This window comes from Collinsella aerofaciens, from assembly GCF_039752775.1.
In the GTDB taxonomy this organism is placed as follows: domain Bacteria; phylum Actinomycetota; class Coriobacteriia; order Coriobacteriales; family Coriobacteriaceae; genus Collinsella; species Collinsella aerofaciens_R.
Genome location: NZ_JBDMGT010000001.1, coordinates 34,672 through 54,305, shown reverse-complemented (window position 1 = coordinate 54,305; position 19,634 = coordinate 34,672). Strand labels below are relative to the sequence as shown.

General features: G+C 60.2%; 19 protein-coding genes. 9 read left to right on the top strand and 10 right to left on the bottom strand.

From position 1 onward, the window contains the following. Positions 1 to 40 precede the first annotated feature (40 nt). Together ABHR63_RS00240 and ABHR63_RS00235 are read left to right on the top strand one after the other, a co-directional pair. Positions 41 to 763 carry a VUT family protein gene (locus ABHR63_RS00240; RefSeq protein ID WP_022093974.1) on the top strand — a complete coding sequence of 241 codons (723 nt, stop codon included), beginning with the start codon at positions 41 to 43 and terminating at the stop codon, positions 761 to 763. Between the two features lie 9 nt (positions 764 to 772). Continuing rightward, positions 773 to 1,453, top strand: a complete 681-nt coding sequence (locus ABHR63_RS00235; RefSeq protein WP_346964576.1) for an SDR family NAD(P)-dependent oxidoreductase — start codon at positions 773 to 775, stop codon at positions 1,451 to 1,453. A 55-nt stretch (positions 1,454 to 1,508) separates the two neighbouring features. Here the strand turns inward: ABHR63_RS00235 and ABHR63_RS00230 are convergent, their stop codons facing one another. Continuing rightward, positions 1,509 to 2,234, bottom strand: a complete 726-nt coding sequence (locus tag ABHR63_RS00230) for a uracil-DNA glycosylase (RefSeq protein ID WP_346964575.1) — start codon at positions 2,232 to 2,234, stop codon at positions 1,509 to 1,511. An 86-nt stretch (positions 2,235 to 2,320) separates the two neighbouring features. After that, on the bottom strand, positions 2,321 to 3,229 hold the full coding sequence (locus ABHR63_RS00225) for a DMT family transporter (RefSeq protein WP_346964574.1): 909 nt from the start codon (positions 3,227 to 3,229) through the stop codon (positions 2,321 to 2,323). A gap of 158 nt (positions 3,230 to 3,387) precedes the next feature. Here ABHR63_RS00225 and ABHR63_RS00220 point away from each other — a divergent pair, with 158 nt between their 5' ends. Next, positions 3,388 to 4,254, top strand: coding sequence for a LysR family transcriptional regulator (locus ABHR63_RS00220; RefSeq protein WP_346964573.1), 867 nt, complete (start codon positions 3,388 to 3,390; stop codon positions 4,252 to 4,254). Positions 4,255 to 4,281: 27 nt separating this feature from the next. On the opposite strand, the gene ABHR63_RS00215 is transcribed toward ABHR63_RS00220, so the two are convergent. Next, a complete protein-coding gene (locus tag ABHR63_RS00215) occupies positions 4,282 to 5,664 on the bottom strand; it encodes an MATE family efflux transporter (RefSeq protein ID WP_346964572.1) in 1,383 nt (460 codons plus the stop codon). A gap of 178 nt (positions 5,665 to 5,842) precedes the next feature. Between ABHR63_RS00215 and ABHR63_RS00210 the strand changes: the two genes are divergently transcribed. Further along, positions 5,843 to 6,658 (top strand): putative RNA methyltransferase, encoded by an 816-nt coding sequence (locus tag ABHR63_RS00210; protein WP_346964571.1) that lies wholly within the window; start codon positions 5,843 to 5,845, stop codon positions 6,656 to 6,658. Between the two features lie 128 nt (positions 6,659 to 6,786). Here ABHR63_RS00210 and ABHR63_RS00205 read toward each other — a convergent pair whose 3' ends face one another. After that, positions 6,787 to 7,188 carry a hypothetical protein gene (locus ABHR63_RS00205; RefSeq protein ID WP_346964570.1) on the bottom strand — a complete coding sequence of 134 codons (402 nt, stop codon included), beginning with the start codon at positions 7,186 to 7,188 and terminating at the stop codon, positions 6,787 to 6,789. Between the two features lie 435 nt (positions 7,189 to 7,623). On the opposite strand from ABHR63_RS00205, the gene ABHR63_RS00200 reads away from it, so the two are divergent. Then, the gene (locus tag ABHR63_RS00200) at positions 7,624 to 8,328 is read left to right on the top strand and encodes a class I SAM-dependent methyltransferase (protein ID WP_346964569.1); all 705 of its coding nucleotides are present in this window, start codon (positions 7,624 to 7,626) and stop codon (positions 8,326 to 8,328) included. 48 nt (positions 8,329 to 8,376) lie between these two features. On the opposite strand, the gene ABHR63_RS00195 is transcribed toward ABHR63_RS00200, so the two are convergent. Beyond that, positions 8,377 to 8,673, bottom strand: coding sequence for a hypothetical protein (locus tag ABHR63_RS00195; protein WP_055310006.1), 297 nt, complete (start codon positions 8,671 to 8,673; stop codon positions 8,377 to 8,379). A gap of 77 nt (positions 8,674 to 8,750) precedes the next feature. On the opposite strand from ABHR63_RS00195, the gene ABHR63_RS00190 reads away from it, so the two are divergent. The 4 genes from ABHR63_RS00190 to ABHR63_RS00175 all read left to right on the top strand — a co-directional run bounded on the left by ABHR63_RS00190 (position 8,751) and on the right by ABHR63_RS00175 (position 15,215). Then, the gene (locus ABHR63_RS00190) at positions 8,751 to 9,239 is read left to right on the top strand and encodes an N-acetyltransferase (protein ID WP_346964568.1); all 489 of its coding nucleotides are present in this window, start codon (positions 8,751 to 8,753) and stop codon (positions 9,237 to 9,239) included. Positions 9,240 to 9,493: 254 nt separating this feature from the next. Next, positions 9,494 to 11,497, top strand: a complete 2,004-nt coding sequence (locus tag ABHR63_RS00185) for an elongation factor G (RefSeq protein WP_138375183.1) — start codon at positions 9,494 to 9,496, stop codon at positions 11,495 to 11,497. 93 nt (positions 11,498 to 11,590) lie between these two features. Beyond that, complete coding sequence (locus ABHR63_RS00180; protein WP_138111823.1) at positions 11,591 to 12,709, top strand: AAA family ATPase; 1,119 nt, start codon at positions 11,591 to 11,593, stop codon at positions 12,707 to 12,709. After that, a complete protein-coding gene (locus tag ABHR63_RS00175) occupies positions 12,702 to 15,215 on the top strand; it encodes an excinuclease ABC subunit UvrA (RefSeq protein WP_171021558.1) in 2,514 nt (837 codons plus the stop codon). The genes ABHR63_RS00180 and ABHR63_RS00175 overlap by 8 nt, the downstream gene beginning before the upstream one ends. A gap of 40 nt (positions 15,216 to 15,255) precedes the next feature. On the opposite strand, the gene ABHR63_RS00170 is transcribed toward ABHR63_RS00175, so the two are convergent. From ABHR63_RS00170 to ABHR63_RS00150, 5 genes are all read right to left on the bottom strand, one after another. Further along, complete coding sequence (locus ABHR63_RS00170; protein WP_138111826.1) at positions 15,256 to 16,356, bottom strand: AAA family ATPase; 1,101 nt, start codon at positions 16,354 to 16,356, stop codon at positions 15,256 to 15,258. A 143-nt stretch (positions 16,357 to 16,499) separates the two neighbouring features. Next, entirely contained in the window at positions 16,500 to 17,099 is a 600-nt protein-coding gene (locus ABHR63_RS00165; RefSeq protein ID WP_138111829.1) for a tRNA (cytidine(34)-2'-O)-methyltransferase, read from the bottom strand. A 100-nt stretch (positions 17,100 to 17,199) separates the two neighbouring features. Beyond that, positions 17,200 to 18,330, bottom strand: coding sequence for a CobW family GTP-binding protein (locus tag ABHR63_RS00160; RefSeq protein WP_138111832.1), 1,131 nt, complete (start codon positions 18,328 to 18,330; stop codon positions 17,200 to 17,202). Positions 18,331 to 18,416: 86 nt separating this feature from the next. Then, on the bottom strand, positions 18,417 to 18,758 hold the full coding sequence (locus tag ABHR63_RS00155) for an arsenate reductase family protein (protein WP_055252194.1): 342 nt from the start codon (positions 18,756 to 18,758) through the stop codon (positions 18,417 to 18,419). A 16-nt stretch (positions 18,759 to 18,774) separates the two neighbouring features. Beyond that, positions 18,775 to 19,398 carry a flavodoxin family protein gene (locus ABHR63_RS00150; RefSeq protein WP_138111835.1) on the bottom strand — a complete coding sequence of 208 codons (624 nt, stop codon included), beginning with the start codon at positions 19,396 to 19,398 and terminating at the stop codon, positions 18,775 to 18,777. Between the last annotated feature and the right edge of the window lie 236 nt (positions 19,399 to 19,634).

Below are 19,634 nucleotides of genomic sequence, written 5' to 3'. Positions count from 1 at the left end.
GATATCCTGCTCGTTAAACCTAAAACCAAAGGAGTACATAATGATCAAGAAGGTCATGGAGGACTACAAGGTCCTGTTGCGGAGCATTCCCGCGGCAACGGTTTCGCTGTTTTTCGTGAGCGTCATCATGATGAACCTGCTGGCCAACAAAGAACTCATCAGCCTACCGTATCTGGCGCTCGACTGTGGCTTTGTGGTGAGCTGGGTTTCGTTTTTGTGCCAGGACATGATTTGCAAGCGCTTTGGCGCCAAGGCATCCATCAAAATCTCTATCCTCGCGCTGCTGGTCAACCTGGCCGTGAGCCTGTGCTTTTGGGCATGCTCGCTCACGCCCGGCATGTGGGGCGCTTACTACGACACGGGTATGATCGAGGTCAACACTGCCCTTAACGCCACCATCGGTGGCACCTGGTACGTGGTGCTGGGCTCTTCGCTGGCAATGCTCGTTTCTGCCGTGGTTAACTCCACGCTCAACCAGTCGCTCGGCCGCATGCTCAAAAAGAATAACTTTGCGAGCTTTGCCTTCCGCTCCTATGTGTCCACGGGTGTTGGCCAGTTTATCGACAATCTGGTCTTTGCCATTGTGGTGAGCCACACGTTCTTCGGCTGGACCTGGGTGCAGGTCCTCATGTGCTCGCTGACGGGCGCTGTTGCCGAGCTGCTGTGCGAGGTCTTCCTGAGCCCCGTGGGCTACAAGGTCGTGCGCGGCTGGGAGCGCGAGAATGTGGGCTCCGAGTACCTCGAGCGCCACGCAACCGCCTAAGGAGCAAGTATGCGGGTTTTGATCACGGGTGCTTCGGGCGGTATCGGAGCCGCATGCGTGCAGCGCTTTTTGGACGAGGGCCACGAGGTCGTGGGCTTTGATCTGCTGCCGGCGTCGATCGAACACGAGCGCTACCGCCATCTGATTGTTGATGTCCGCGAGCCGGCCTCGTTTCCAGGCGACCTTGAACCCCAAGTGATCGTGAACGTTGCCGGTACGCAGGATTCGGCCGACGATATCGCCGCCAACCTGTGTGGCACCATCAACGTGACCGAGCGCTACGCTTTTGTGGGGGAGGGGCTTGTCGCCAAGCCGGCGCCCGCTATCAAATCCGTGGTCAATGTGGGGTCGGCGAGTGGGCATACGGGGTCGGAGTTTCCCGCCTATGCCGCCAGCAAGGGCGGCGTTATCGCCTACACCAAGAACCTTGCAAACCGCCTGGCATCGCAGGCCATCGCCAACAGTGTGGACCCGGGCGGCGTTATCACGCCGCTCAACCGTTGCGTGATGGAAGACGAGCACCTGTGGAATCAGATTATGGAGCTCACGCCGCTTAAACGTTGGGCCACCGCCCAAGAGATCGCCGAGTGGATCTACTTTGTGGGCGTGACCAACCGGTTTATGACCGGACAGAGCCTGCTCATTGACGGTGGCGAGGCCGGCCGCACCCAGTTTATCTGGCCCGAGTAGCAAAACGCGCCCGATGGCAAGATTGCCGTCGGGCGCGTTTTTGGTATATCGATTTTTAGCCGAGGCAAGTCCAGTTGACGGGGGTCGAGCCGTGCTGTTCGAGTAGCCGATTGGCAGCGGAGAAGGGACGCGACCCCATAAAGGCGGGGAGTTCTGCCGTGGCACGGTTGGCCGAAAGCGGCGAGGGGTGCGTAGATGCCAGGCAGAACTTGCCGGTTGCCTTGCCCGCACCAGTTGCGACGAGCTTGCCTTCGACCATCTGCTGGGCAAAGCGGCCCCATGTCAAAAAGACGACCGGCTGGGGCAGCTGGCAGCAGCGTTCGATAACGTAGTCGGTCAGGGTGCTCCAGCCCAGTTTGGCGTGCGAGTTGGCGGCATGTTCGCGCACGGTGAGCGTAGTGTTGAGGAGCAGGACGCCCTGTTGTGCCCATGGGGTTAGGTCTCCCGTGGCGGGAATGGGACAACCCAGATCGGCTTTGAGTTCCTTGTAAATGTTGCGTAGGCTCGGCGGCAGCTTGGTTTGCGTCGCGGGGACCGAGAACGACAGTCCCATTGCCTGGTTGGGTCCGTGATAGGGGTCTTGACCCAAGATGACAACCTTGACCTGGTCGGCCGGCGTGTAGGCGAGGGCATTGAGGATGTCGTCTTGTGCCGGGTAGATGATTTGCTCGGTACGCAAAAGGGCGATGCGCTCGAGCAGCTGGTTCGTAGTGTCACGTACCGGCTGCGGCGCATCGCCTAACCAAGTCGCTATGTTGCGGTCGCGGGTCGCGGTGTCCATGGGGCTCCTTTACGTCAGATGCTCTGTTGGCATCTATTGTAAAGGCGTCCGTAGACCTTTGCGTCGGGGTACAAAAGGCGAGGCGCTTACGAGGCTCGCTCGGGCGTTCCTGCCATGCGGGTATGGTCGTGAGCATGCGCATGAAGTCGCGGGAGCTGCACGGTTGCCGCCATGACGCCGGTGAGGATGAGGGCAGCGCCAAAGAAGGCGATGGGACTCAGGACCTCGCCGACCAGGAAGAACGAGAAGACGGCAGAGCAGACTGGCTCGAGCGAGAAGGCGAAGCCGGTGGTCTCGGCAGGCACGTGGGGCTGCACGAGCGTTTGGGTGATAAAGCCATAGGCAGAGCAAATGAGTGCGAGCGCAACGATAACGACGATCTCGTTAGGCGTGCTGGGAAGTGTAAAGCCGCCAAAGGCGAATGCGGCGATGCCCGAGAACAAGCCGCCAAAGCCCAGCTGCCAAACGCCCAGAGCCAGCGGGTCGACATCTTCGACAAAGCGCTTCGCCACAATGATGTGGCCGGCATAGATAAAGGCCGAGAGTAGCATGATAATCGCGCCCGGATTCAGGCTGGTGAAGTCGGCGCCCGAGAGCAGCAACATACCGCAGGTGACGATGGCGGTGCCGGTGAGCACTTTGCGCTCGGGGGCACGACGCAGCAGGGCGGCGTTGGCAAACGGCACGATCACGACCGTCAGGCTCTGCAAAAAGCCGGCGGTGGAGGCAGAAGTGAGGCTGGAGCCCAGGCACATGCAGGTGAGTTCGGTTGCCATGATGGCGCCGATGATGGCGGCGCGAACCATAAGGTCGCGGTTGATGCGCAACGCGTGCTTGTGGAAGAGCAGCAGGCAGGCCACAAAGGCGATGATGCAGCGTAGTGCGACGATGCTCGTGGCGTTCATGCTGTCCATGCCGATCTTCATGAGGGGGTACGAAAAGCCCCATGCGACGGGAACGGAAAATGAGAGCGCGATTGCTTTTTTGCGATCCATGGGACTCCTTTTGTTACAGAACGGTTTCGTACAAAGGATTCTGCTCCCAGATGTGAATGTAGTAAAGCGAATGTATCTTCAGTATAATTAAGAAATACTAAAGTGAGTGTGAAAAGCGCTGGTAAAACGTTTTACGGCTGCATTGATGTGGAGGCACGATGGCATCGCGGTATCAGATTGTGTGTATGGTGGTCGATTGCGGCAGCCTGAAACGCGCGGCTGACGAGCTGGGCTACACACAAAGCGCTGTGAGCCAGGCCGTCAAGGCGCTTGAGCGCGAGCTGGGTACCACGCTTATCGAGCGCGGCAAGCAAGGTGTCTCGCTTACGCGCGACGGCAAGCAGTACCTGCCATATCTGCGCCAAATCGTAACTGCCGAGGCCGAGCTTGAGGACAAGCGTCAGGAGTTGCTGGGACTCTCCTCGACTGATATTCGTATCGCGACGTTTACCAACGTGAGTCGCACCGTGTTGCCGCGCGTGATCCGCGACTTTGGGGCCCTGCATCCGGGCGTGCACTTTACCCTCAAGCAGGGCGATTACACGCGCAACGCCCAGTGGGTGCACGATGGCGTGGTTGACTTTTGCTTTACGGCACGCGGTTTTACCGCAGGGCTCGAGAAGCGCGTGGTCTATCACGACGAGTTGGTGGCGCTGTTGCCTGTCGGGCATCCGCTGGCGGCAAAGGAAAAGGTGACGCTCGCCGATTTGGCGTCCGAGCCGTTTGTGCTGCTGGATGAGGGCGAGCAGAGCCTGGTGCTCGATGCATTCGCGGCGCATGGCCTGTCACCGCACGTGACGAGTGAGGTGACCGACGACTACACCATCATGGCGATGGTGGAGGAGGGCTTAGGCGTGAGTATGCTCTACCGTCGTACTGTGGAGGGCATGCGAGCCGAAATTCGTGTGCGGCCCATCGTGCACGCTTCCTCGCGTGACGTGGTGGCGGCCTGGCGCAGCTGGGATACCATGCCCATCGCCACGAGGCGTTTTATCGACTATATGAGCTCGCATATTGTCAATTAATGACTGGCGTGACGTTGAGTGTGGTGTTTAGCGGGCTGTCGCTTTGGCTTGGGTGACACGATAGGTGCGTGCCGGGTGGCAGAGTAGCACCGCCACGACCATAAAGAACGCCGTGGTGCCCAGGCTGATGGGGTAGACCATCATGATGTTCGCAAAGGTGCGGAAGTGCGGGAACACGCAGAACACCCAATAGAAGCGGATGCCGCAGACGCAGATCATGGTGATGAGGGCGGGCGTGAGCGAGATACCAAAGCCGCGCAGGTAGCCGGACATGTTTTCGTAGAACATGCTAAAGGCGTACGCCGGGAAGATCGAACACACGCGGATATAGCCGATCGAGACGATATTGGGATCGCTGTTGAACAGCGACAAAATCTCGCGCCCCAGGCCGACAATAACGATGATCGTGGTGAGTGCAACGATGCCGCCTTCGACCAGGCAGACCTTGAGCGTTTTGGTACAGCGGTCGATCTGGCGGGCACCGTGGTTTTGTCCCACAAAGGTGGTGCAAGCCTGGCTAAAGCTGTTGAGCAGGTTGTAGCACACGTACTCCAAGCTCATGGCGGCGCTCGATGCCGCCATGACCTCGGTGCCCAGGCTGTTGATGGCGGACTGGATGATGATATTGGCGACGGCAAAGACGGCGCTTTGGATGCCGGCGGGCAGTCCGATCTTGACGATGCGCTTGAGGGCGACGGGGTCGATAGCCAGGTCGCGCGGGGTGACGCGGACGACGGATTCAGTCTTGAGCAGGCGGATAAAGAGCGTGGTGGCGCTGGCGGTGTAGGCGATGGCGGTGGCGATGGCGACGCCCACGACGCCCCAGTGGAGCACGGGGACAAAGATGAGGTCCAGACCAATGTTGAGGACGGTGGACACGGCAAGCGCCTGCAGCGGCATGCGGGTGATGCCGACGGAGCGGAAGATCGCGGCCTCAAAGTTGTAAAGCAAGATCGAGGGCATGCTGAGCAAAAAGACGCGTAGATAGAGCGAAGCGAGCGGCATGGTTTCGGCGGGAACGTTGAGCGCGGTGAGCATGGGCTCGGCAAAGATCTCGCCCAGGGCGATGACGACAAAGCCCACGAGCGCCATTAAAATCGAGGTATGGACGGCGCGTTTGACCATGTTCTGATCGTTGCGGCCGATGGCGTTGGCGATGACCACGTTGGAGCCAAGCGACATGCCAATAAACAGGTTGAGCATAAGACTGGTAAGCGGAACATTGGAGCCGACTGCCGCCATGGCGAGGGTTCCCTGGTCGCCCGAGAAGTTACCGATGATGACCGTGGCGATGAGGTTCGACAGCTGCTCCAAGATGCTCGTGGCGGCCACGGGGAAGGCGAACAGGGGAATATTGCGCCACAGCGAGCCGGTGGTCATATCGATGTGCTTAGATACGGTGTCAGCCATACGTTCTCAATCTCTAATATGCTCTTTCGCGCTTATTTGCGCAGATGATGATACTCCTAATCGACTAGTCATTGGGGACGTTCTTAAACGACTAGTCCTTCAAGAACGTCCCCAATGACTAGGTGGGGAAGGCGTGCGACAATGGTGGGCGTTGTGTTGTCCGCGCTAAGGAGTTGCCATGTTGTTGTGTCCCGTTTGCCATGAGCCGTTGGTGGATGACGAGCGCGGTGCTGCATGTGCGGGCGGACACCGGTTTGACCGTGCTCGCGAGGGCTATCTGTATCTGCTGCGTTCGTCCAAGAGCGGCGACTCCATGGGCGATCCCAAGTCTCAGGCGCGCAGCCGTCGTGACTTTCTGAACCGTGGTTACTATGCGCCGTTGCGCGATGCGATGGTTGAGTTGGTGCGCGAGCGGGTGTCTGGGCGTGCCGCGTCTACGAACGGCCCCATGACGCTGCTCGATATTTGCTGCGGCGAGGGCTACTACACCAGCGCCATGGGCGCGGTGCCGGGCGTGGACGCTTACGGGTTCGACTTGGGCAAAGAGATGGTGCGCCTGGCCGCCAAACGCGGCGATGCGACCTATTTTGTGGCCAACATGAAGGATATCCCCGTGGCCGATGGCGCCTTCGATATGGTGACTGAACTCTTTGCTCCCTTTAACGAGCGCGAGTTTGCCCGCGTGCTGGCGCCCGAGGGCTCGCTCTACACCGTGGTGCCAGGTGCCCGTCATCTCTTTGGGCTCAAGGAGGTGCTCTACGACACGCCGTACCTTAACGATGAGAAGCTGCCGAAGACCACCGAGCTCGAGTTGGTCGGAACGCAGCGGGTGTCTGCGAATATTACGCTTAAGACCCAGGCCGACATCGAGGCGGTGTTCCAGATGACGCCGTACTACTACCGCACGCGCCCTGCCGACAAAGAGCGTCTGGCAAACCTGGACACGCTCCAGACCGACATCGACTTCATCATCGCCGAGTACCGTCACAGCTAACAACTTGCCAAAAAGGGACAGGTTTATTTTGGCAGGTTTTATCTGGCCAAACGTAAAGGGCCGACCGCGGAGATGCGCGATCGGCCCTTTTTAGTTGCTTGGCTGCAGAGGTTATGAGAAGCGAGTGCTTACAGGCGGTCCTTGTTCTCGGTCTTAACGGCGTGCGCCTGCTGAACAAAGAACAGGTCGTACACCACGATGACAAAGGCGACGATATTGACGGAGCTGCCGCCGAGCGCGGGAAGCGTGAGCACGGCTTGGAGGAGCGTAGCTGCCGCGGCAACGATACCGAGCTTAAATGCGCCGTCTACCTGCGAGGGCTTGTTGGCGCCCTTGATACCGGCGACGCCTGCCGCAAAGTCGACAAGGCCTTTAATAATCACAACGACAGCAGCGAGCATGGCGTTCGATCCGTAGACGGATTCAAATTTGCCGGTCGCGATGCCGGCGATTCCGATGACGAGGCTGGCGATGCCCAGAACAAAATAGATGAGGGCAAGGATTTTGAGTGTCTTGCGCGCGGCGCTCATAGGTAGTCCTTTCGATGCGGGCGCTGCCAGTCTGGCGCGTCCCATATGCTGCACATAACGTGAAGCACATTGTAGTTCAACGTGACGGCGTGTGTGTCAGAAAGCGCTTCTCGTCTGTGCAGGGCAATCTTTCAAAAAGGAAAGCCAGCTGTAAGGCAAATCGATGGCAGTTCATGTGCGGCGCTGCGATGATGGGGCCATGGTAAGAGCTGGTCTCAAGGAGGAGCCATGATGTACGGAACAGGTCAAGTGCGTGAGCCGCGGTCGTTGGGGAGGCGCATGAGTGATTCCGTGATCGCTGCCGTGTGCACGGGATTGATGGCGGTGCTTTGCGTTGGGATGCTGTGGACCATGTCGCATGTGGGACAATAGCGGATGGTTGGGCATCGTCATGAACGGCGCTCGCGCATTCGTTTTGCTTGTTAAGGAGTGCTCATGGGCGTCGTTGATCCCTTTTCTGTTGCTCGGGCGGCAGGACTCGAGTTAACCAGGACACCCGAGGGCCTCACGCTCACCGACGGCACGATGGAGCTGCGTGCCGATTTTACCCGCATGCTTCCGCGGCTCAAGCAGGGCCGTCTGCAGCAAGAGCTGTTGGTAAAGGCTGCGCGCACAAAAGGCATCGAGCGCCCATGGGCGATTGACGCCACGGCAGGCTTTGGCGAGGACTCACTGCTGCTGGCGGCCGCGGGCTTTACCGTCGATCTGTATGAGCAGGATTGCGTGATCGCGGCGCTCCTCAAGGATGCCTTGGATCGTGCGGCAGATGATCCGGCGCTTGCGGCTGCCGTGTCACGCATGCGTTTACATGCGAGCGAGGACAGTATTGCCGGCCTTCGCCATGTAGCTGAGCTGATCGGTCAGGGCGAGCTTGCTGCTCCCGACGTGGTGTATCTGGATCCCATGTTTCCCGGGCGCACCAAGAGCGCGGCGGTTAAAAAGAAGTTCCAACTCTTGCACCATCTGGAACAGCCGTGTGCCGATGAGAAGACGCTGGTCGAAGCCGCGCTTGCGGTGCTCCCGCGCAAGGTCGTTATCAAACGGCCGGCGAAGGGACCACTGCTTGCCGGCGTTAAGCCGAGCTATCAGCTTGCGGGCAAGGCCGTCCGCTACGATGTTTTGGTGCCGCCGCGCCCGTAGCTTGCGTGCGATGGCTGGCACTCCGCCAGCGCCGTGCCGATGCGTGGCCTATTTCCAGGGGTGCGACGTTAGATGCCATCCGCCGCAGTATTCGCATTTGTAGCAGGCCAAACCGCGCCGTCCGCGGTTTTCGCAGTCGGCCATGACTGCCTCGGCCTCGGCGCGCGTGTCGTAACGGTTTTTGCGCTCGCACGACTTGTAGCGCCAGGCTTCATCGCGCTCGGCGTCTAGTGCGTCGCGGCGCTCGTCTTCGCGTGCAAACAGGTCGCTCATATCGCCGCCCGTGGCAGCGCCCAAAAACTCGCTTTTGGCTTTTGACCAGGCGGCTCGCTTTTTGCTCCCCATCTGCTTCGCGCCCCTCTCCAAACGTTGGTATCATTGCTCAATCAAAGTGATACCAATAAACGTGAGGTCGCCGCGTGATGATCAGAAAAACCCTCGATACCGACATTCCCGCCGTCATGGCTGTCTATGACGCGGCCCGCGCCTTTATGCGCGCGCATGGCAACGCCACGCAGTGGCCCGAGGGCACGCCTTCGGCCGAGCAGCTGGCTGCCGACATCGCCGCCGGTGGCAGCTATGTGTGCGAAGTGGACGGCCGCGTGGTGGCGACGTTCGCCTTTTTACCGGGCCCGGACGAGTGCTATGACGTAATTGAGGACGGTCAATGGCGTAGCGACACTCCGTACGCCGTGCTGCATCGTGTAGCATCCGACGGCACCGTGCACGGTATCGCGGCCGCGATGTTTGCCTTTGCCAAGGAGCGCGCCGATCACCTGCGCATCGACACGCATCAGGACAACCTGCCCATGCAGGGAGCGAGCATCAAGGCGGGGTTTGAGCGCGCCGGCGTCGTGTATGTGTCAGACGGCACGCCGCGTGTTGCGTTTGACTGGCTGCGCGAGACATAAGAGCGGGGACGCGTATCAACAATTTGCACGAACGAAAATGGCCCCGGGTGGGGTCATTTTCGTTCGCTGCGCTGTTTTGCGAGCCGGCTTTCGCAAGGCGCGAACCTACGAAAATCGCCGCGCGGCAACGCGGGGCGATGAGCTCGGTCGGGGGATAGGGCCCGCTTCGCCCGCCGGCCCGTAAATTGTATCATCCAGTGTGGAACGAGGATGCCCGTTGCCGCGTGCGATGGGCTTGCAATAAGAGGAGAGCCATGTCGAAGCAAGCGGTCGTTGGAATTGTGGCGCATGTCGATGCCGGCAAGACCACGCTGGCCGAGGCCATGCTGTTCAACGCGGGTCGCATTCGCAAGCGCGGCCGCGTGGACGATGGTGATTCGCATCTGGACACTGACGCGATCGAGCGCGAGCGTGGCATCACGATTTTCTCGTCGCAGGCCGTACTCGACCATGGCGATACCCACGTCATGCTCGTGGATGCACCGGGGCATGTCGATTTTTCGGCCGAGGCGGAGCGCACATTGCGCGCGCTGGACTACGCGATTTTGGTTGTGGGCGCCAACGACGGCGTGCAGGGGCACACCGAAACCCTGTGGCGCCTGCTTGCACGCTATGACATCCCGACGTTCATCTATATCAACAAAATCGATTTGGAGAATCCCGGCCGCGATGTTTTGCTGGCACAACTTGGGCAACGTCTTTCCGAGGGCTGCCTGGATGCCAGCGAACTGCTGGCGGGCGGCTCCGTTCAGGAGGACGCTGCTGCGTTGGACGAGGCGGCGCTCGAGGAGTTTCTTGAGGCGGGTGAGCTTTCTGTCGCAATGCTGTCACGCATGGTTGCCGAGCGCAAATTGTTTCCCTGCTTTGCGGGATCGGCGCTCAAGGACCAGGGTGTGGCAGAGCTGCTCGACGGCATATGTGCTCTGATGCGCGAGCGAACATGGCCCCAGGAGTTCGCCGCGCGTGTCTACCGCGTGAGTCGTGGAGAGCGTGGCGAGCGTCTTGCCTGGGTCAAGGTGACGGGCGGCATGCTGCATGCCAAGCAGATGATTAGCGGACGTTCCGGTGCCGAGGCATGGGAGCAGAAGGTCGATCAGGTGCGCATCTATAACGGCGAGAAGTATGAGCTTGCCCAAGAAGTTGCCGCTGGCGGTATTTGTGCCGTGACGGGTCTTGCGCACGTTCGCCCAGGGGACGCCCTGGGTGCGGAGCCCGCGGGCGATGCGCCTGTCATTGCGCCGGTTCTCACCTATACGGTGCTTCCGGGCGAACACGATGTCCACGCGGTGTTCAAAGCACTGACAGAGTTAGCGGACGAAGATCCTATGCTCGGCGTAAGCTGGAATACTCATCTGGAGCAGATTCACCTGCAGCTGATGGGCGCCGTGCAACTCGAGGTCGTGCAGCGGGTGTTGGCAGATCGTTTTGGCCTTTCGATTGCGTTTGAGCCCGGCGGCATTCTCTATAAGGAGACTATTTCGCAGCCGGTCGAGGGCGTGGGCCACTTTGAGCCGCTGCGCCACTATGCCGAGGTACATCTGCGTTTGGAGCCGTTACCGGCGGGCTCGGGCGTGCAATTTGGCACCGTGACCTCGACTGACGAGCTCGACTTGAACTGGCAGCGTCTGGCGCTCACCAACGCCATGGAGCGCGATCACCTGGGCGTGCTGACTGGCTCGCCCGTCACCGATGTGCGCATTACGCTCACGGGCGGCCGTGCGCATGCCAAACACACCGAGGGCGGCGATTTTCGCCAGGCCACGTACCGCGCGATTCGCCAGGGGTTCATGCAGGCGCGTGAGGCGGGCGCGGCGGTGCTGTTGGAGCCGTGGTACCACTTTGAGCTCGAGGTGCCGGGGGAGTGTGTGGGCCGGGCGCTTTCGGATGCTACGCGTATGGGTGCCGAGTACGAGCCGCCGACGATGGCGGGAGACCGCGCCAAGCTCATGGGCCGCGTGCCGGCATCCGAAGTGCAGGATTACGCGCTGGAGGTGGCTGCCTATACGAGTGGCCGCGGGCATCTGTACCTGGAGTTTGCCGGCCACGCGCCCTGTCATGATGCTGAGCGCGTAATTGAGGCGGCCGCCTATAAGCCCGAGGCCGATCTGCCCAATACGCCCGACTCGGTCTTCTGCTCTCATGGCGCCGGCTACACCGTCAAGTGGCACGACGTCCCCGCCACGGCGCACGTAAAGGTCGATCCCGCCACCTTTCGCCCCTGGCGAGCAGCAGACGCCGAGTTTTTCGGCCACATGTGACAAAGGGACAGTTCCTTTGTCACATGCTATTGGTATAACTCGGTACAAGTTGGTATAACTATTGCCAAGGTTTGCCAATCCGAGGAGGCCGACATGAATCCAAATCCCTTTAAGCCCACGGCTGGCAAGCGGCCTCCGATACTCATCGGTCGCGAGTCGGTCATCGAAGATTTCGAGGAAGGGCTCGATAACGGCGCCGGAGCGCCGGGCAGGCTCATACTCATTACGGGAAACCGCGGTTGCGGCAAGACGGTTCTCCTGCGGGAGCTGCAACGTCTAGCCAATGAGCGCGGATGGGCGGTTGTCTCCGATTCCGCTTCGCTTGGCTTATGCGACCGCTTGGCCGATGCACTTCGCTCGAATAAACCCGTTGTGACGTCAATGGAACTCAGTCCATCATTCGGGCGCATGTCGGTCGAGGCGGCGCGTGCAAAGGGTGAAACGCTGCGCGGGCTGGTCAACGAGCGCCTTAAGAAGCTCGATCCAGGCAAAGGCATGCTGTTTGCGATTGACGAGGCACAATCGGCGTCTATCGAGGAGCTGGCGGCCCTTGCCGTTCTCTATCAGCAGGTGCTCGGAGACCAGGATGCCACGGGCTTGTCCGATAGCGACCAGCGCGGTCTTGCGCTGGTGTTTGCCGGCTTACCCAGTATGGTTGACGATCTGCTCGAAGAGCCGAGCGTGACGTTTTTGCGGCGTGCCCAGCAGCGTACGCTGGGGGCGATTTCTTTGCCCAAGGTGCGCGATTCATATATCCAGACGGTCAAAAACGCTGGTCTTTACGTTGACGCGGGGACGGCGGATCTTGCGGCACACAAGAGCATGGGGCATCCCTATATGGTTCAGCTGGTGGGCTATTACATGTGGCGCTCTGCTGTCCGGCGTGGCTCGCAAGTCATCGAAAGGCACGATGTCGAGGATGGCCATGCGGATGCCGTCTCCGAGTTCTACGAAGCGGTTGACGCGCCTCTATATTACGGGCTGCGCAGTCCACAGCGCCTTTTTATCGAGGCCATGGCGGTTGACGAGGGCAAACCGACTCGCATGGCGGATATCATTGAGCGCTGCGATCGCACCCAGAGCTGGGCGAGCAAATATCGCGCAAGCCTGATTCGCGAGCGTGTCATCGAGGCTGCCGGATACGGCCTCGTCCGATTTACCGTGCCCATGCTGGGCGCGTACGTTCGCGATCGAGTTTTATGGCATGAGTAGGGTGATAAAGGTGACGGAACAGAAGATGAGCCCGCAGGCTATCGAGGTACGCGGCGCGCGCGTCCATAACCTCAAAGACATCGATATCGATATTCCGCTGGGAAAGCTGGTGGGTATTGCCGGCGTATCGGGTTCGGGCAAGAGTTCGCTGGCACTGGGGGTTCTTTATGCCGAGGGTTCGCGCCGCTACTTGGAAGCGCTCAGCACCTATACTCGACGTCGCCTGACGCAGGCCGAACACGCCCAGGTGGATGAGGTATTGCACGTACCGGCGGCGCTCGCATTGCATCAGCGCCCCAGCGTGCCGGGCGTGCGCTCGACCTTTGGTACCATGACCGAGCTCAACAACAGCCTGCGCCTGCTCTTTAGCCGTTGCGCCCATCACGTGTGTCCGCACTGCGGGGCGCGCGTGGAGCCGAGCCTTAACGTGGCTGCGGGCCTGTCGCTCACGTGCCCTGCATGCGGTCGCGAGTTCTACGCGCCGAGCGCCGAGGACCTTGCCTTTAACAGCGGCGGTGCCTGTCCCACCTGCGGCGGCACCGGTGTCATGCGCGAGGTGGACGAAGCGAGCCTGGTGCCCGATGAGTCAAAGACTATCAACGAGGGCGCGGTGCTTCCCTGGGGTACGCTCATGTGGGATCTGATGAAGCAAGTGGCTGGCGAGATGGGCGTGCGCACCGATGTGCCGTTTAACCAGCTCACGCCTGAAGAACGCGACATCGTGTTCCACGGCCCGGCGGTTAAGAAGCACATTCTCTACGTTCCCAAAAACGGCGAGGGTGCCACGCCGCTCGACTTCACCTATTACAACGCCGTCTATACCGTCGAGAATGCGCTCGCCAAGGTTAAGGACGACAAGGGCCTCAAACGCGTTGCGCGCTTTTTGCGCGAGGGAGCATGCCGCGATTGCGGCGGCACGCGTCTCTCCGAGGCTGCGCGCCAGCCCCAGGTGTGCGGTATCAATCTGGCGCAGGCCGCGGCCATGACGCTTGGCGATGCGGTTGAGTGGGTGCGCGGGGTGCCCGCATCCTTGCCGCCCGAGATGCGGCCCATGGCGACGGATATCTGCGATTCGTTTTTGAGCGTGGCCCGTCGTCTGGTCGACCTGGGTCTCGATTACCTTTCACTCGACCGCGCTGGTGCCACGCTCTCCACGGGTGAGCGCCAGCGCGTTCAGCTCGCCCGCGTGGTGCGCAACCGATCGACGGGCGTGCTCTATGTGCTGGACGAGCCTTCGATCGGCTTACATCCCGCCAATGTCGACGGCTTGGTGGGCGTGATGCGCGATCTGGTGGATGACGGCAACACCGTGGTTGTTGTCGACCACGATACGCGCGTACTGGCGGAAGCCGACTATCTGGTCGAGATGGGCCCCGTTGCCGGAGCAGGCGGCGGCAGTGTAATCGCCGCTGGTACGGTAGACGAGGTCGAGCAATCGCAGGGCAGCCGTATCGCGCCGTTTTTGCGCGCCGAGCTCAAGCGCTTGCGTCCGCAGGTGACTGACGACGAAATGTTCGACCAGGGACATATCCGCATGGCAACCGATGCCATCCATACCGTCAAGCCGCTCGAGGTTGATATCCCGCGCGGCCGCCTTGTCGCGGTAACGGGCGTTTCGGGTTCGGGTAAGACGACGCTCGTGCTCGAGACGCTCATTCCTGCACTTAAGGCGCAGGCAGCTGGCGAGCGCTTGCCGGGGCACGTGCGTTGGGTCGATGCCGAGGGCATTGGCCGCGCAAATCTGATTGACGCTACGCCCATCGGCGCCAACGTACGCTCGACGGTAGCGACCTATGCCGACATTCATGACGAGCTGCGCCGCGCCTTCGCCCGTACGCCCGAGGCTAAGGCAGCCGGCTACAAGGCGGGCGCCTTTAGCTACAACACCGGCGCCTTGCGCTGCCCTACGTGTGACGGCACGGGCTCGATATCGCTCGACGTGCAGTTTTTGCCCGACGTCGAGATCATCTGCCCGGCATGCCGTGGTTCGCGCTACGCCGAGGCCGCCTCGCATATCCATCGCGAGGGCAAGGACGGGAGCTTGCTTACGTTGCCGCAGCTCATGGACATGAGTGTGGACGAGGCCCTCGACGCCACGGTGGGACTCAAGAAAGTCCAGGCGCGCTTGCAGACCTTGCATGACCTAGGCTTGGGCTATCTCACGCTCGGTGAGCCCACGCCTGCGCTCTCGGGCGGCGAGGCACAACGCCTTAAGCTCGCGAGCGAGATGGGCCGCGTGCAGGACGATGCCGTGTTCGTATTCGACGAGCCCACGATCGGACTACATCCGCTCGATGTTCAGGTGTTGCTGAGTGTGTTCGACGGCCTTGTTTCCAAGGGCGCCACGGTTATCGTGATCGAACACGATCTCGACCTTATCCGTAACGCCGATTATGTGATCGACATGGGCCCGGGCGGTGGCGACGCCGGCGGGCAAATCGTCTGCGCCGGCACGCCGGCGGATATCGCTGCCTGTCCCAAGAGCGTTACTGGCCGCTACCTATAGACAATGAGGCAAAGGGACAGTCCCTTTGCCTCATTGATGCCTATTTCACGCACTGAGCGGAGAGATAGTCGCGGAAGAATGGCAATTCAAATGCGACGAGCCCTCGTCCTCGCTCCCCGATGATGCCGGCGTCTATCATGCGGCGTCGGTAGCGGGAGACCTGCTGCGGCGAACGCCTAAGGCGCTCGACAAGGTCAGCGGTGGTGGACTCTTCCTCGTCATCGAGCATGGCGATGAGGAATCGCTTGTCCTCTGCAGTGAGTTCCCGATAGGTTGCCGCGAGGATTCGGTTGTCCATCTCGTCGCGCGCGATTTTGATTCCCAGGTCAAAGTCGCGTGACGAGATCTCCTTCGAATCGCTTGTGAGATCCCAGGCACGGTAGCCTACGAGTTGCAATAGGAAGGGAAAACCAGAGATCGAGCGAACGGCTCTATCGATTCCCTCAGCATCTGCCAAGCGATCGTTTTCCTGGATCGTGCGAATCAAGGCCTCGCGTACGTCATAGTCGGCAATGCGACCCAGATGATATTGTTGGGCGCGGCGAAGGAACGAGACCGTCTTGTGGTTCAGCAACGTCGAGACGTTGTTGGGAAGTCCCGCCATGAGCAGGGCGACGCGTTTCCCATCGGTCACAAAGTGCTGATACGTCGCTGCGAGCTGAATCATCTCGTCGAGTGTCGGGTCCACCTCGTCAACCGTGACGAGCAGACCGGTGCCCGCCTCGTTGAGCTGGTCGATGATGTCGCTCATGCGATAACGCCAGGTTGAGGCATCGTGGACACGATTGACCTCGATGCTGCCGAGCGGTGCAATTCCGAGGCCGGTGACTTCGAAGTGGTTGGACGGGTCGATGAGATGGGCTGCGGCGCGTTTCGCCCCGAACTCGAGTTCCTCAAGCATTCCCGGGAGCGCGGTCGTCTTTACGGCTATCCAGCCGTGGGATTCCGCCCTTGTCGCGAGCGACGACATGAGAGCGGTTTTACCGGTTCCACGCGCGCCTGAGAAGATCGAGGTCAATTCTGGGCGCCTGCGCTGGCTCAAGAAGGCACGGTCCAAATCCCGAATAATCTGTTGTCTGCCAGCGAGATGGGCGGGAACCTCACCAAAACTGGGGGTAAACGGGTTCTCGAGATATTCCACAAGGCTCTCCTTTCACACCGCCGTTTAACTTCATTTTACTTTAGTTAATTCTGATTAAAAGTGAGGCTCTTTATCTAGAGCATCAATTAGGCGTGTGCGCCATCGGCGCGGCGCTTGAATGTGACAAAGGGACAGTTCCTTTGTCACATTCCCGGAAAGCCTGTTTGGCGCAGGGCTTCGTAGAGGACGATGGCGGCGCTGTTGGAGAGGTTGAGTGCGCTGATGCGGTAGTCGTCCGGATTGACGAAGTTGCCGCAGATGTCCTGCCGAAGGATGGCTTCGTGGCCGTCCTCGGTATGCCCGAGCGATTCCTCGTGGGCTTCCCAGGCCTCGGCGTTATCGAGCGAGTCGCAATCGCGCAGCATAGGGATGCGCTCGCAGCGCTCGGGCGCCGCGGCGAGCAGCGGCTCGGGAATGCCCGAGCTCTCGCTGCCAAAGACCAAGTAGTCGCCGTCGCGGTAGGTGCTCTGCGCATAGGTGCGGCGTGCCTTTTTGGTCAGCAGATGCAGGCGTTCGTCGGCAGGGGAGAGGCCATTGCGCGCAAGGAAATCCTCCCAGCTGGCATAGGTGGTCACGTCCAAGTTTTGCCAGTAGCCCAGGCCGGCGCGACGTGCCGTTTTGTCGTCGAGCGAGAAGCCCAGCGGCTCCACCAGATGCAGGCGGGCGCCGGTAACCACGCAGGTGCGGCCGATATTGCCCGTATTGGCCGGAATCTCGGGCGCATACAGCACAATGTTGAACATGAATCTCCTTGGCTCAGAACGAAAAACCACCACGAAGGGGACAGGCACCTTCGTGGTGGTTTGGCGGTTACGTAGCGGAAAAATGTCCGCTTGGATAAACCTAGGCGCGGTGCCAGTCGGTCAGGCAGGCATCGAGGGAGGCGATGAGCGCATCCTTGTCCATGTGACGGCCGATGATGCACAGGCTCGTCATGCGGTCGCCCGTCTCGTCGTCCCAAATCTGCATGATCTCGGGGTTCTCGTCGATGATCTTCTGCTTCTCGCCCTCGGGCGCCGAGTCGACAAACAGGCCGTTCTCCATCAGGCGCATCTGGTGGCCGGCCTGCTCAAACATGTAGCACATGTCCGGATCGCCGGTCTGCCACAGCGGGCCCTTGACGCGAATGACCTCGTCGGGCCACTCCTGCTCAACAAAATCGGTGAACTTTTGCAGGTCAACCGGCTTGCGGCGCGAGTACACAAAGGTCTCGATGTCGTACTCGAGCACCTCGGGGTCGTCGTGCTCCTCGGGATGCTCCATGGCCTCGATCCAGGCGGCGGAGTTGTAGGCGCGCATAAAGTCGAAGCGGTCGGTGTCGAGCAGCTCCTCCATGGGGACCTCGCCGTTTTGGGCCTCGACGATCACGGCGTCTTTCTGCAGGCTGCGCACGATGGCCTTAAGCTCGGCGATCTGCTCAGGGCTCACGGTATCGGTCTTGTTGAGGATCAGCGTGGAGCAGAACTCGATCTGCTGGATGAGCAGACTCTCGATGTCGTCCTCGTCGATATCCTCTGCCAGCAGGTCGCGACCGCCGTTGAACTCGTCGTACATGCGGGCGCAGTCGACCACGGCCACGATGTTGTCGAGCGCGAGCTTGGGCTCGCCTCCCACCTTGGCCTCGTCGCAGAAGCTCGAGATGGTGTAGGCGATGGGGATGGGCTCGCAAATGCCCGAGGCCTCGATGATGATGTAATCGAAGTTGCCCGAATCGGCGATGCCCTGCAGCTGGTTGGCCAGGTCGTCCGAAAGCGTGCAGCAGATGCAGCCGTTGGTGAGCGGGATGAGGTCATCGGTCTCGGAAAGGCCGCCGTCGGCGATAAGGCTGGCGTCGACGTTGATCTCGCCGATATCGTTGACGATCACGGCGGCGCGGATGCCGCCGTCGTTAGCGAGGATGTGGTTGAGCAGCGTGGTCTTGCCGGCACCGAGGTATCCGGTAAGCATGATGATCTTCACGGGTTTGTTGGGCATGTGCCCTCCTTTGTTAGACATGGCTTACAGTTGAATCTTATGCCAAACGCCTGCTCTTATACCCACGCGCCGGCAAATAACACAAGCTACTCCCAGGCTCCCCATACATCGGGGCAATAACCGACGGTGGCCTTTTTGCCGTTGCGCACGATGGGCTCGGCTAGAACCTGCTGGTTCTCGAGCAGCTTGTCGAAGCGCTGACTGGGGGTGAGATGCTGAATGAGCGCGAGCGTCTCCTCGTCCTTGGCTTTGGGGTTGAGCAGCTTGTCGATACCGCCGACCGCCTGCATCACGCTCGTGAGCTCGCCCTTGCTCATCTCCTTTTCCTTAAGGTCGATAAACTGCACCTTAATGCGGCGCTCTTTAAAATAACGCTGTGCCTTCTTGGTATCGAAGGACTTCTTGGTGCCGAAGATTTGCACGTTCATAGTATGTTCCGCCGTTCTACCTGATGAAGTTGGTCGTTGCTCGATCTGCCTCGGGTGCGTTGATACCGGCGGCCTGTCCGGCCTCGATGCAACGTAGAAGCCAAGCCATGTTCTTACCGATGTTTCGCATGGTGGCAAGGCCCTCGGCATCCCCATCGGCGTCGCCGGGCACGCGGCCAAACACGTTGTTCCAGTAGGTGGAAGCAACTACGGGCATCTGCTTAATGGTGAAGTACTTGTTGAGCACATCGAAGGTGGTCGACGTGCCGCCGCGACGGGCGACGGCGACCGCGGCGCCGGGTTTGTGCTCAAAGGCATGCCCGCCGGCATAGAATGCGCGGTCGAGAGCCGAGAGGATGCGTCCGCTGGGATGCGCATAGTAGACGGGCGAGCCAAAGACAAAGCCGTCTGCCTGCTCGGCGGCAGCGATGAGCTCGTTCACCACGTCATCGTCAAAGGTGCAGCGACCGCCAAGCTTGCCGCACTGACCGCAGCCGATGCAGTCGCGAATGGGCTTGGCGCCCAGCTGAAACACCTCGGTATCAATGCCTTCCGCATTGAGTTGCTCGGCGATCTCGGCGAGTGCGCGGGCGGTGTTGCCGTTTGCCTTGGGGCTGCCATTGACCAAAAGAACCTTCATCATAAACTCCCTCTGCTTTTGGTGACTTCTGCTGAGAATTATCTCACGTTGCGTGCGATGACGTCGGCATGGTGCGGGCGATGTTTATCCCGCAACGTTCTTAAGGGCGTTCATGCCTAAGGCCATCTAGGGGCATTGCGGTACGGCATGGGGAATGCATTGGGAAACGTTCGATAAATGCTTATAAACACGTTTTTGACGGCATACGTTGACAGATATACTTGTTGAGTTCAAAA